The 13,443-nt window shown below is 73.4% G+C and carries 9 protein-coding genes; 6 read left to right on the top strand and 3 right to left on the bottom strand.

Translation table 11 applies throughout. The annotated features are described in order from the left end of the window. Both CCL05_RS36200 and CCL05_RS36195 read right to left on the bottom strand, forming a co-directional pair. Window positions 1–1,132, bottom strand: a 1,132-nt coding sequence (locus CCL05_RS36200) for a DUF5691 domain-containing protein (RefSeq protein WP_086564888.1), incomplete at its 3' end; no start/stop codon positions are given. Between the two features lie 187 nt (window positions 1,133–1,319). Next, complete coding sequence (locus CCL05_RS36195; RefSeq protein WP_086564887.1) at window positions 1,320–2,675, bottom strand: SWIM zinc finger family protein; 1,356 nt, start codon at window positions 2,673–2,675, stop codon at window positions 1,320–1,322. 145 nt (window positions 2,676–2,820) lie between these two features. On the opposite strand from CCL05_RS36195, the gene CCL05_RS36190 reads away from it, so the two are divergent. The 5 genes from CCL05_RS36190 (at window position 2,821) to sucD (ending at window position 10,936) form a co-directional block, all read left to right on the top strand. After that, a complete protein-coding gene (locus tag CCL05_RS36190) occupies window positions 2,821–3,951 on the top strand; it encodes an ATP-binding protein (protein WP_086564886.1) in 1,131 nt (376 codons plus the stop codon). Window positions 3,952–3,991: 40 nt separating this feature from the next. Then, window positions 3,992–6,478, top strand: a complete 2,487-nt coding sequence (locus CCL05_RS36185; RefSeq protein WP_086564885.1) for a DUF5682 family protein — start codon at window positions 3,992–3,994, stop codon at window positions 6,476–6,478. A gap of 139 nt (window positions 6,479–6,617) precedes the next feature. Further along, on the top strand, window positions 6,618–7,781 hold the full coding sequence (locus CCL05_RS36180) for a VWA domain-containing protein (RefSeq protein ID WP_086564884.1): 1,164 nt from the start codon (window positions 6,618–6,620) through the stop codon (window positions 7,779–7,781). A 1,070-nt stretch (window positions 7,782–8,851) separates the two neighbouring features. Continuing rightward, entirely contained in the window at window positions 8,852–10,030 is a 1,179-nt protein-coding gene (sucC, locus tag CCL05_RS36175; RefSeq protein ID WP_086564883.1) for an ADP-forming succinate--CoA ligase subunit beta, read from the top strand. 21 nt (window positions 10,031–10,051) lie between these two features. Beyond that, entirely contained in the window at window positions 10,052–10,936 is an 885-nt protein-coding gene (sucD, locus tag CCL05_RS36170; RefSeq protein WP_010036416.1) for a succinate--CoA ligase subunit alpha, read from the top strand. Between the two features lie 97 nt (window positions 10,937–11,033). On the opposite strand, the gene CCL05_RS36165 is transcribed toward sucD, so the two are convergent. Next, complete coding sequence (locus CCL05_RS36165) at window positions 11,034–12,299, bottom strand: helix-turn-helix domain-containing protein (protein ID WP_086564882.1); 1,266 nt, start codon at window positions 12,297–12,299, stop codon at window positions 11,034–11,036. 96 nt (window positions 12,300–12,395) lie between these two features. Here CCL05_RS36165 and CCL05_RS36160 point away from each other — a divergent pair. Next, window positions 12,396–13,443 (top strand): cell division protein PerM (locus CCL05_RS36160; RefSeq protein WP_244204518.1); only part of this gene is annotated, 1,048 nt, incomplete at its 3' end.

Raw genomic sequence — 13,443 nt, 5'->3', positions numbered from 1 at the left:
GCCGCCGAGACCAGGTCCCGAGCGGGGCCGCCTCCACCAACTGGCCGAACCACCACGACCGTTCCCCGCGCCCGGCGGGTGCCTTCGCCACGACGCCGTCGCGCTCCATGTCCGGATCGCACGCGTGCGGCGCTTCGACGGTGATCGTCGGCGTGGCCACGGCGGATCCCGTGGCTTGGGTGGCTGCGGTGGCTGCGGTGGCTGCGGTGGCTTGGGCGGACTGGCGGGGCTGGATGGGCTGCATGTGGTCGATGGCGACGCACGCCTCCGCCCTGAGCGCCATCCGTGCCGCGAGCGCCGAACCGGGCAGCGCCGACAGCAGCTCCGCCGCCGTCGCCCGGACGTTGCGGCTGCGGTCGGCCAGGGCCTGTTCCAGGAACGGCTCGTCGTCCGGCCCCAGGCCCGTGCGCAGGGAGTCGAGGAACATCAGCCGGTCCTCGGCCCGTTCCGTCGTCCAGGTCGTCGCGAGCAGGTCGCGCGCGGCGGCCGGTTCACGGGAGCGCAGGGCGGACAGGAGCGCGACCCGTTCGGCGAACAGGCCCTCCTGCCACAGCTGCCGGATGCTGTCGTCGTCATCGAGATGCGGCAGGGCCGCTCCGCCACCCGGTGTCGAGCGCAGGGCGAACCGCCAGTCCGGGTTCAGCCGGGCCAGCCACAGAGCCCGCGGCCCCGCGAACTCCAGCGCCGCCGGACGCAGGTCGGTACGCCCCCGGGCCGCGTCCAGCAACGCCGGCAGCAGATGCGGAGGCGGAGCAAAACCACGGGCGTTGGCCGCCGCGAGCCACTGGGGCAGCAGCTCCGTCAGGTCGGGCGCGGTGCCCCGACGGCCGCCGCCGGACGCGCCGGGGCGGTCGGCCAGCAGAATCGCGAGTCTGCGGGCGGCCGCCTGCGGCAGCGGCGGACGCGGGTCCTCCGGAACCGGTTGCGGACGCTCCGCCGCCCGCGCCGGACGCAGACCGGCCCGTCGCCGTACGGTCTCCACGGCCGCCGCGTCCAACAGGGCCACCGGTGCCTCCGGGCCCGGGCCGGTGTTCGCCGGCGGGCGCCGGTCCGTGCCCAGCAGCGCTGTGGTGACGAGCCCCTCCCAGGCGCCCGTCGCGGGCGCGACCACAGGAGCGGAGGTCCTGGTCATGAGCTTCCTTTCCGTGGGGCGCCCGGGGGTGGTTGAAGGCTCACCCTTACCGGTTGTCCCGGGATGCCTGAAAGATGCGTGGATTTGAGGGGAAGGCGGGTCGGGCCGGAAAGACCGGGCCGCCGACACCGGCAGTGGCGTTGGCACCGGCAGTGGCGTTGGCACCGGAGTCGGAGGCGGCGTCGGCTCAGCACAGGGCTATTGCGTCGCCCGGGCCTTCCGGCCAGGCCGTCAGCGGCGTGAAGCCCTGGTGGCCGCATTCGCCGAAGACCCGGACCGGGGCGCCGCCCGACAGTGCGACGAGCCGCCACAGGCCCGGCCGGGAACGCGCGGCCGGAGTGAGCGGCAACGCCGCGTCCTCGTCCGCGTCCGCCAACTGCCAGGAGTCGCCGTCCGGGGTGGGGACGACCCGGTCCAGCGTCACCGGGATGGACTCCAGCCACGGATCGTCGCGCAGGGCGTCGCCGTAACGGGCGGCAGCCCGGGACGTCGTCATCCCCCGCGGGCGTACAGCCGTCGGCGCGGGCGGGGCGAACTGTTCACCCAGGGCCACCCGCAGTTGCCCGGCGCCCGGGTAGGCCGACACCTCGGCCTCCAGGGCCAGCCCGACCGGCAACGCCAGCTCCGGGGCGCGGCCGGCGGCGCCGTAGGAGAGGAGCAGCACGGTGCGGTCCGAGGCGGTGCCGTACAGCCAGATCCGGCGGGTCGTCAGGCGCGTGTCCGCCGTGTCGTACTGGGCGAGCACCAGCCAGCGGTCCCGCAACGGCGGTCCGTCCGCGGAGGCCGGCAGACCGATGCGGGAGCGGACCGTGGCGGCGAGGGCCTCGGGCAGCCGCTCGCGGCGCAGCCAGCCCTGGCCGAGGAGATGCAGCAGCGCGCACTCCTCCAGCAGACGCACCGGCCAGCCCGGGCCGGTGGACGGTATGGCCCCCAACTCCCTGACGCGCGAGGCGAGGCCCTGGGCCTGGGCGTCGACCATGCGGGCCGCCGTCTCCTCCCACAGGCCGTAGCCCGACTGCTCCGCCGAGGCCAGGCCCCCGCGCAACAGGTCGGTCAGGCGCTGCTCCAGCTCCACCGCCCCCGCCGTGACCCGCTCGGCCCGGCGCTCCGCCCGGCGCCGCGCCGCCTCCGGATCAGCGGACCCGGACGGCGAACCGGAGCCGTCCCCGGCCTTCTTCTCCTCCGCGCGTTTGCGCCGCCCCGCTATCCACTGCTCGGCCCACCCCGGCGCCTCCCCGGTCGGCACCGCACCCTCGCCGCCCGCCCAGAGCAGCAGCAGCCCGAGCGCGTGCTTGCACGGGAACTTCCGGCTCGGACAACTGCACTTGTACGCGGGCCCGGAGGCGTCCGCGATGTCCACGATCGTCTGATACGGCTTGCTTCCGCTGCCCTTGCACAGCCCCCACACCGTCCCCTCGTCGGAACTCCCCGCCTCGGACCACGGCCCCGCCGCGCCGAGTTTGCTTCCCGCTTTGCGTGATGCGGCGTCAGGCGCCAGTGCCAGCACCTGGTCCGCGGTCCAGCGCACCCCCTGCTGAGTCATGCCACCGAAGGTAGATCCCACCACTGACAATCGGGTCCGCCAATGGCTCCGGCCAGGCGTTTGCGCAGGTCAGAACGCATTGTCAGTGGTGTGGTGCAACGTGGATGCCAGATCCGAACCGGCCGAGCTGGAGGGGGACTCAGCCATGCCTGTGTCCGTTGAACCGACGACCGTGGAACCGAAGCAGGGGGAGCCGTCCGAGGCGTTGCGGCCGCATGCCGAGGACGCCTTCGCCGGTGAACTCGCCGCGCTGGCCGCGCAGGACGACCGTCCGCGTCCGGCCCGCTGGAAGCTGTCGCCGTGGGCGGTCGCCACATACCTGCTCGGCGGCACGCTGCCGGACGGAACGGTGATCACGCCGAAGTACGTCGGCCCACGCCGCATCGTCGAGGTCGCCGTCACCACACTCGCCACGGACCGCGCCCTGCTCCTGCTCGGCGTGCCCGGCACGGCGAAGACCTGGGTCTCCGAGCATCTGGCCGCGGCGGTCAGCGGTGACTCCACGCTGCTGGTGCAGGGCACGGCCGGCACACCGGAGGAGGCCATCCGGTACGGCTGGAACTACGCGCAGCTGCTCGCCCACGGCCCGAGCCGCGACGCCCTCGTGCCCAGCCCGGTCATGCGGGCCATGGCCGAGGGCATGACCGCCCGCGTCGAGGAGCTGACGCGCATCCCGGCCGACGTGCAGGACACGCTCATCACGATCCTGTCGGAGAAGACGCTGCCGATACCGGAGCTGGGCCAGGAGGTGCAGGCGGTCCGCGGCTTCAACCTGATCGCCACGGCCAACGACCGCGACCGAGGGGTCAACGACCTGTCCAGCGCCCTGCGCCGCCGGTTCAACACGGTGGTGCTGCCGCTGCCGGAGAGCCCCGAGGCCGAGGTCGACATCGTCTCGCGCCGTGTCGACCAGATCGGCCGCTCCCTCGACCTGCCGGCCGCGCCCGACGGGCTCGACGAGATCCGCCGGGTGGTCACGGTCTTCCGCGAGCTGCGCGACGGCGTCACGACCGACGGCCGGACGAAGCTGAAGTCGCCGAGCGGCACGCTGTCCACGGCCGAGGCGATCTCCGTCGTCACCAACGGGCTCGCCCTGGCGGCCCACTTCGGTGACGGCGTGCTGCGGCCGGGCGACGTGGCCGCGGGCATCCTCGGCGCGGTGGTCCGCGACCCTGCGGCCGACCGTGTCATCTGGCAGGAGTATCTGGAGACGGTGGTCCGCGAGCGGGACGGCTGGAAGGACTTCTACCGGGCCTGCCGGGAGGTGAGCGTGTGAGCGACGCGGGGCGGGGGCCGGTTGCGGGACCGGGCAGGCGATGGGAGGGGATCACGTGACGGGCTTGGAAGAACGTGTGGGCCGGGCGGCCGGGGTGGGGCCGTTGCTGCTCGGGGTGCGGCATCACGGGCCGGGGTCGGCGCGGGCCGTGCGGGCGGCGCTGGAGGAGGCCCGGCCGCGGGTGGTACTGATCGAGGGGCCGCCCGAGGCCGATGCCCTGATTCCGCTCGCCGCCGACGAGGAGATGCGGCCGCCGGTCGCCCTGCTCGCCCATGCCGTGGACGAGCCCGGCCGCTCGGCGTTCTGGCCGCTGGCCGAGTTCTCCCCGGAATGGGTCGCCATCCGCTGGGCCCTGGAACACGACGTCCCGGCCCGCTTCATCGACCTGCCGGCCACGCACACGCTGGCGTGGGGAAGGCCGGAGGACGAGGCCGCAGGGGAGGGAGAATCACCTCTGGACGCCGGTACGGCGGACAACGAGGGCGACTCCGGACCTGGACCCGAACCCGCATCCGGACTCGGACCCGCATCCGGCCCCGAACCCGCATCCGGCCCCGAACCCGGACCGGCCGACGTGCGGATCGACCCGCTCGGCGTGCTCGCCGAAACCGCCGGATACGACGACCCGGAGCGGTGGTGGGAGGACGTCGTGGAGCACCGGGGCGTGGGGAAGGGAGACGCGCTCGCGCCGTTCACCGTGCTCGAGGAGGCGATGGGGGCGCTGCGGGAGACCTACGGCAGCGGGGGACACGACCGGGACCTGGTGCGCGAGGCGTACATGCGGCTCCAGGTGCGGGCCGCGCAGCGGGAGTTCGAGGATGGCGTGGCCGTCGTGTGCGGGGCGTGGCATGTGCCCGCCCTGCGCCGGAAGACCACCGTCGCCGCCGACAAGGCGCTGCTGAAGGGGCTCCCCAAGGTCAAGACGGACATGACGTGGGTGCCGTGGACCCACCGCCGGCTGTCCCGGGTGAGCGGCTACGGGGCCGGCATCGACTCGCCGGGCTGGTACGGGCACCTGTTCAGCGCCCCGGACCGGCCGGTCGAGCGGTGGATGACCAAGGTGGCCGGGCTGTTGCGCGCCGAGGACCGGCTCGTCTCCTCCGCGCACGTCATCGAGGCCGTGCGGCTGGCGGAGACGCTCGCCGCGATGCGCGGCCGTCCGCTGCCCGGCCTGAGCGAGACGACCGACGCCGTGCGGGCGGTGATGTGCGAGGGCTCGGACGTGCCGCTGGCGCTGGTGCGGGACCGGCTGGTCGTGGGCGACGTGCTGGGGGAGGTGCCGCCGACGGCCCCGGCGGTTCCGTTGCAGCGGGATCTCGCCCGGCTCCAGCGGCGGCTGCGGCTGAAGCCGGAGGCGCTGGAACGCGAGTTGGAGCTCGACCTGCGCAAGGAGACCGACGCCGCCCGCAGCAGACTGTTGCACCGGCTGCGGTTGCTCGGTGTCGCGTGGGGCGAACCGGCCGTCTCGCGGGGCAGCACGGGCACGTTCCGCGAGACGTGGCGGCTGCGCTGGGAGCCGGAGCTGTCGGTGCGGGTCGCCGAGGCCGGGGTGTGGGGGACGACCGTCCTGTCCGCCGCGACCGCCAAGGCCGAGGCGGACGCCGTCACCGCGCAGGGGCTGGCCGACGTCACGGCGCTCGCCGAGCGCTGCCTGCTGGCCGAGCTGTCCGACGCGCTGCCGACGGTGATGCGGATCCTCGCCGACCGGGCGGCTCTCGACGCGGATGTCGGCCGGCTCGCCCAGGCGCTGCCGGCCCTGGTCCGCTCCCTGCGCTACGGCGATGTGCGCGGCACGGACACCGGGGCCCTGGGAGAGGTCGCGGCGGGTCTGGCCGAGCGGGTCTTCGTCGGCCTGCCCCCGGCCTGCGCCGCACTCGACGCGGACGGCGCCGAGGAGATGCGGCGTCATGTCGACGCCGTGCACGGGGCCGTGGGGCTGCTGGGGGACGCCCCCGCGGCGGGACGAGGCCAGTTGAGAGCCCGCTGGCAGTCGGTGCTGCGGGTGCTGTCCGGGCGGGACACCGTACCCGGAGTGATCAGGGGGCGGGCCGTGCGGCTCCTGCTGGACGACGGGGAGTTGGCGCAGGACGAGGCGGCGCGCCTCATGGGACTCGTCCTGTCGCCGGGCACGCCACCGGCGGACGCGGCCGCGTGGATCGAAGGCTTCGTCGGAGGAGGCTCCGGGGGCGGAATGCTCCTGGTGCACGACGAGCGGCTGCTCGGACTGGTCGACGCGTGGCTGACCGGGGTGCCGGCGGAGGCGTTCACGGACGTGCTGCCCCTGCTGCGGCGGACGTTCTCGGCGTACGAGCCCGGCGTGCGGCGGACCCTCGGCGAACTGGTCCGGCGCGGGCCGGGGGCCGGGAGCGGTGGGACCGGGACCGGGACCGGCTCCGGCATACCCGGCTTCGCGGCAGAGCTCGATACGGAGCGCGCGGACGCGGTGCTGCCGGTCCTGCGGCTGCTGCTCGGGCTGGACGAAGTGGCAGAGCACATCGGCGACGACCTGGTGGGGGTGAGGGGATGACGACCGACGGACCGCGGCGGCCGGTTCCGAGCGCCGAAGCGGGAGACACCGAAGGGAACGGGTCGCGGGCGGAAGGCCGGCCGGCGACGGCCGTGCCGGTGGTCCCGCTGTGGGAACGGCCTCGCAAGGGAGGACACGGATGACGGCCGAGGTGACGGACCCGGCGCAGGAGCGGTTGCGGCGATGGCGGCTGGTGCTCGGGGGCGACGCGGCGGACGGCACCGGGTGCGCACTGTCCGGGCGGGACGCGGCGATGGACGGAGCGCTGACCGCGCTCTACGGAAAGGGGGAGAAGCCGCAGGGGGGCCGGGACCGTTCGGCGGGGCTCGGGGCGTCGGCGCCGTCCGTGGCGCGCTGGCTCGGGGACATCCGGACGTACTTCCCGTCCTCCGTCGTACAGGTCATGCAGCGCGACGCCATCGACCGGCTCGGTCTCGCCACGCTCCTGCTGGAGCCGGAGATGCTGGAGGCGGTGGAGGCCGACGTGCACCTCGTCGGCACGCTGCTGTCGCTCAACAAGGCCATGCCCGAGACGACGAAGGAGACGGCACGGGCCGTCGTACGCAAGGTCGTCGAGGACCTGGAGAAGCGGCTCGCCACACGCACCCGGGCCACCCTCACCGGCGCCCTCGACCGCAGCGCCCGGATCAGCCGGCCCCGCCATCACGACATCGACTGGAACCGCACGATCGCGGCCAACCTCAAGCACTACCTGCCCGAGTACCGGACGATCGTGCCGGAGCGGCTCATCGGGTACGGGCGGGCGTCCCAGACCACGAAGAAGGAGGTCATCCTCTGTATCGACCAGTCGGGATCCATGGCGGCATCGGTCGTGTACGCATCGGTGTTCGGGGCGGTGCTCGCCTCGATGCGGACGATCTCCACGCGACTCGTCGTCTTCGACACGGCGGTCGTCGACCTCACGGACCAGCTCGACGACCCGGTCGACGTCCTGTTCGGGACGCAGCTGGGCGGCGGCACGGACATCAACCGGGCACTCGCCTACTGCCAGTCGCAGATCTCCCGGCCCGCGGAGACCGTGGTCGTGCTGATCAGCGACCTCTATGAGGGAGGCATACGGGACGAGATGCTCAAGCGGGTCGCGGCGATGAAGGCCTCGGGAGTGCAGTTCGTGACGCTGCTGGCGCTCTCCGACGAGGGGGCACCGGCGTACGACCGGGAACACGCGGCAGCCCTCGCCGCGCTGGGGGCACCGGCGTTCGCCTGCACGCCCGACCTGTTCCCGGAGGTGATGGCGGCGGCGATCGAGAAGCGTCCGCTGCCGATACCGGATGCGGCGTGACGTGTGGAGGGCCGCCGCGATGGTCCGACCTCGCCCGGCAAAACGGGATATGACTGATCGTCAGTGAGCAAGGGCTTGCCTAACCTCCTCATTCCCGTGCGAGGATCGGCGCCTGCTCGGCGGTGCGTCGCGCTGCGCTTGTTCCGTAGCACGGGAGGAAGCTCCCCCTCTTGATCTGGTCAGCAGCCCTGCCCGGTGCCGCTGTGCGCGTGCTGCGCACGGCGGCCGGGTGGCGTGCGCTCAGAGTGGCGCTGCTGGTCCGTGACACCGGCGAGGCGAGGCGGCGGCGGGGGAGAGGTGCGGGCGAGAAGGCCGTCCTGGTCGTCCTCCTCGGTCTCGGGTCACACCAGACGCACAGACCACGCACGCCCGTACGACCACGTCCGACACGGCCCGGGTGGGCACGCGCCCGCCCCAGACCGGCCTGACGGCCCGCTCGGCGACCGGTCCGCATCCGGCAGCGGCACCTTGCGCCAGGGTGACGCCTACGTCCTCACCCTGAGCCATCGAGCCCACCTGAGACCCCGGCCCGGGGTCGCGGCCCGCTCCCGCGAGGCAGGCATCCGGGACGGTCACCGGGGCATCCCCGTCTTCCCGCCGTCTTCCCCGGGCGGCACGGGTGGACCGCCGCTCCGCGGTGCCGCGCACCCCTCACCCCACCGACTCCGCGAGGCATCGCCTCCGGGCGGTCGAAAACCGTCGGTCGTCCGGGGGCCGGAACCTCGTGGATGGGGTCGGTTGGTCCCCATTGGGGTGGGGACCAACCACCCCGCACCCCGGAGAGCCGGGGATGTCAGACGGGCCTCACCGGGTCAACCCCAGCCCGGTGAGGCCCCTCACGCCCGGCACGCCGTGCCAGAGAGCGCGGCATCATGTGACAGGTATCACCGCTCAGGTGTGACCCTCGATTTAGAGGCCCCCCGCAAGCAGCGATAACCTGCGAGACGGACATGCCGCGCGCTCGGACACCGTGTGCGCCTCCCTTGTGACAGACGGCGGACGTCACGTTGCCCTCGCGGCACGCCCACGCAGACAACGAACCGCGAGATCACTGATAGGGACGGAAGCGCGTGGACCTGTTCGAGTACCAGGCGAGGGACCTCTTCGCCAAGCACGATGTACCGGTGCTGGCCGGTGAAGTCATCGACACGCCTGAGGCGGCCCGCGCAGCCACCGAGCGCCTCGGTGGCAAGTCCGTCGTCAAGGCCCAGGTGAAGGTCGGCGGCCGTGGCAAGGCCGGTGGCGTGAAGCTCGCCGCCACCCCCGACGAGGCGGTCGAGCACGCGACCAACATCCTCGGCATGGACATCAAGGGCCACACGGTCCACAAGGTGATGATCGCCGAGACGGCCCCGGAGATCGTGGAGGAGTACTACGTCTCCTTCCTCCTGGACCGTGCCAACCGCACCTTCCTCTCCATCGCGTCCGTCGAGGGCGGCATGGAGATCGAGGAGGTGGCGGCCACCCGCCCCGAGGCCGTCGCCAAGACGCCGATCGACGCCAACGAGGGTGTCACCGAGGCGAAGGCCCGCGAGATCGTCGCGGCCGCGAAGTTCCCGGCCGAGGTCGCCGACAAGGTCGTGAACGTCCTCGTCAAGCTGTGGGACACCTTCATCAAGGAGGACGCCCTCCTCGTCGAGGTCAACCCGCTGGCGAAGGTCGCCTCCGGTGACGTCATCGCCCTGGACGGCAAGGTCTCCCTGGACGAGAACGCCGAGTTCCGTCAGCCGGAGCACGAGGCCCTCCAGGACAAGGAGGCGGCCAACCCGCTCGAGGCCGCCGCCAAGGAGAAGAACCTCAACTACGTCAAGCTCGACGGCGAGGTCGGCATCATCGGCAACGGCGCGGGTCTCGTCATGAGCACCCTGGACGTCGTCGCGTACGCCGGTGAGGCGCACGGCGGCGTCAAGCCGGCCAACTTCCTCGACATCGGCGGTGGCGCCTCCGCCGCCGTCATGGCGAACGGCCTGGAGATCATCCTCGGCGACCCGGACGTCAAGTCCGTCTTCGTCAACGTCTTCGGTGGCATCACCGCCTGTGACGAGGTCGCCAACGGCATCGTGCAGGCGCTGCAGCTGCTCAAGGACAAGGGCGAGGACGTCACCAAGCCCCTCGTTGTCCGTCTCGACGGCAACAACGCCGAGCTGGGTCGCAAGATCCTCTCCGACGCCAACCACCCGCTGGTGCAGCGCGTGGACACCATGGACGGCGCGGCCGACAAGGCCGCCGAGCTCGCGGCTGCGAAGTAAGGGACGAGGGACTAAACAGCCATGGCTATCTTCCTCAACAAGGACAGCAAGGTCATCGTCCAGGGCATGACCGGTGCCACGGGCATGAAGCACACCAAGCTCATGCTGGCCGACGGCACCAACATCGTCGGTGGCGTGAACCCCCGCAAGGCCGGCACGTCGGTCGACATCGACGGCAACGAGATCCCGGTCTTCGGCACGGTCGCCGAGGCGATCGAGAAGACGGGCGCGAACGTATCCGTCCTCTTCGTCCCGCCGGCGTTCGCCAAGGCCGCCGTCGTCGAGGCCATCGACGCCGAGATCCCGCTCGCGGTCGTCATCACCGAGGGCATCGCGGTCCACGACTCGGCCGCGTTCTACGCCTATGCCGTGTCCAAGGGCAACAAGACCCGCATCATCGGCCCGAACTGCCCCGGCCTCATCACCCCGGGCCAGTCGAACGCCGGCATCATCCCGGGCGACATCACCAAGCCGGGCCGCATCGGCCTGGTGTCGAAGTCCGGCACGCTGACGTACCAGATGATGTACGAGCTGCGCGACATCGGCTTCTCGTCCGCCGTCGGCATCGGTGGCGACCCGGTCATCGGGACGACCCACATCGACGCGCTCGCCGCGTTCGAGGCCGACCCCGACACCGACCTGATCGTGATGATCGGTGAGATCGGCGGCGACGCCGAGGAGCGGGCCGCGGCCTTCATCAAGGAGAACGTGAAGAAGCCGGTCGTCGGCTACGTCGCGGGCTTCACCGCGCCCGAGGGCAAGACCATGGGCCACGCCGGCGCCATCGTCTCCGGCTCCTCCGGCACGGCCGCCGCGAAGAAGGAGGCCCTCGAGGCCGCCGGCGTCAAGGTCGGCAAGACGCCGACCGAGACGGCGAAGCTGGCGCGCGCGATCCTCGCCGGCTGACCAGCCCCGCGCACAGGTCAAAGGTGGGCCCGCTCCCCGCACGGGGGCGGGCCCACCGCCTTTTCATGACACAGGCGTCCATGTCCTGAGACACGCATCAGCGCGGCTGCGGCATCAGCCGGACCGGCCCCCGCAGCTCCTCCTCGCGCAGCTTCGCGCGCAGCTCCCGCTCCGACTCCGACAGCGGCCCGGGCGCGACCGGTGGCGGCACGCCCTGGACGGTCTCGCCCTGCGGCACCGGCGGCTCGTAGTGCGTGGGGGCCGTGCGGGCGGTGAGGGCCGTGGCCCCGATCAGGGCGATCGTGAAGGCGATGGCGGCCCGGGTCCAGAAACGGGCCCGGCGTTCCCCGGCCCGGCGCACCACCAGCGGTTTCGCGGCCCGCAACCGCTCGACGGAGGCGAGCTCGACCAGCCGCCAGTGGAGCACCTCCGGGTCCGCCAGCTCCGGCAGCCGCTCGGCGACCGCCTCCCGCGCGTGCACCAGACGGTTCGCGGCGGCGCGGCTGCTCGCCTCCGTCTCCGCCGCCGTCTCCGGCAGGCCGAGCCCGACACCGTCGTACAGCAGCAGCGTGCGGCGGTACGAGGGCGGCAGCTTCAGCAGGGTGTCCAGCAGCGCGCGGTCGAAGGCGTCGGCGGGCGGCGGCTCGGGGTACCGGTGGCGGAGGCGGAGCCGGCGCCACGGAGAGAGGGCACAGTCGTAGGCCACCGCCCGCACCCAGCTCGCCGGGTCGCGGTCGCGGGCCACCTCGGGCCAGCGCTGCCAGGCGATGTGAAACGCTCGCTCGACCGACTGCCGGGCCAGATCCCGGCGGCCGGTCAGCAGGTAGGTCTGCCGGACGAGCGCGGGCGCGCACAACGCGTACAGCGCGTCGAAGGCCTGCTCGGGCGTCAGATCGGCGGTCGCGTCGTCCGGCCGCCGGGGGACCGTCGCCCGGGCCGGGCCGGGGCGGCGATCGCCGACGTCGGTCTGGCCGTGATCGGTGACGGCGACCTCGGTGGTCGTATGGCGGTGGCCGGCAACCGTCGTGTGGCGGTGGCCGGCGGCGGGGCCGCGGCTCCGGACGCTGCCGGCGGTACGGCTGTGTCCGGTGGCCGAGGAGCGCCTCCGATCGCTCGCGGCCGCCGTGCCGCGCTCCGCATGAGGCGGTGTCACCTCGGCCTCCGAGCCCAGTGAGTTCAGCAGGTTCGCGTACTTCTCCCCTTTCCGTCCGCGCGGCGTGGCGCGGCCGGTCTCCCAGCCGCGCACCGTTTCGCTGGTGACGCCCACCCGGGAAGCCAGTTGAGCCCGCGTCAGCGAGGCGGCCTCGCGCAGGCGCCGGCGTTCCTTGGGTGGCGGGAGCTGGAGGGCAGGGCTCTGTGTCACAGGGCGCCCCTCCGTGCAGCAAAGTACATAAACGTATATTGAGCGACACATCGATGGTTCGCCTGTTACGACGGGAAAGCGCGTGTCGTTGGGAGCATGGCGGGCGTGATCGAGATGACCGCTCGCCGACGTCCGCCGTCGCCCCTGCTCGCCCGGATGCGTGACCGTTCGCCCGGACTGGGCGACGCCCTCGTGGCAGGTGCGGTCGCGGCGGGCCTCGGGCTCGCGTCGTTCGCCGTGCTGGTGATGCTGCTGTGGATCACCTCGCCGTACCCCGACAGCGGGCCCGGCGGCGCGCTGCACGTGGCGGCGGCGCTGTGGCTGCTGGCCCACGGCGCCGAACTGGTCCGCACCGACACGCTGGCCGGCGTCCCGGCTCCCGTGGGTGTCCCGCCGCTGCTGCTGCTGGCGCTGCCGGTGTGGCTGCTGCACCGGGCCGCGCGGGACGCCACGGACGGCGGGGCGCGGGACGGGGGCGACGGCACCGACGACGGCTTCGCCGCGGACATCGCGGCTGTCATGGGTCTCGTGGTGGTCTCCGAGCCGCCGCTGGTGTCCGCCCGGACCGCCTGGACGGGCGTCGTCCTCGGCTACCTCGCCGTCGCCGCGCCCGCCGCCCTGTACGCCACGGGCGGTGCGCTGCGGCCGTCGTGGGTGTGGACGGGGGTGTGCGTGCCGCTGGTCGCCGTCGCGGCGGTCGGGGCGGGCGTGTGGTCGGCGTACGGCCGTCCGGACGGGCCGCTGCGGCGGCTGCTGGGCGTGCTGCCGGCGGGGGCGCGGCCGCTGGTCCTCGGGCCGGACGGCCGCCCGGGTGTCGCCGCCCGGGCCGCGGCGGCCGGGACGGCGGTACTCCTCGGGGGCGGTGCGCTGCTGCTTGTGGTGTCGCTGGTGGGGCACGGGGCGGCGGCCCAGGCGGCCTTGCTGCGGCTGACGGAGGGGTGGTCGGGGCGGTTCGCGGTGCTGCTGCTGTGTGCGGCCCTGGTGCCGAACGCGGCGGTGTGGGGCGCCGCCTACGCCCTCGGCCCCGGCTTCGCCCTCGGCGTCGGCCATGCCGTCAGCCCGCTGTCCTCCGCACCGGCTCCGCTCCTGCCGCCGTTTCCGCTGCTGGCGGCGGTGCCGGAGGCGGTGCGGAGGACAGCGGGCT

Origin of the sequence: Streptomyces africanus (assembly GCF_002150735.1) — a bacterium.
In the GTDB taxonomy this organism is placed as follows: domain Bacteria; phylum Actinomycetota; class Actinomycetes; order Streptomycetales; family Streptomycetaceae; genus Streptomyces; species Streptomyces africanus.
The sequence above is the reverse complement of the archived record's forward strand: the minus strand, read 5'-3'. Positions and strand labels throughout refer to the sequence as shown.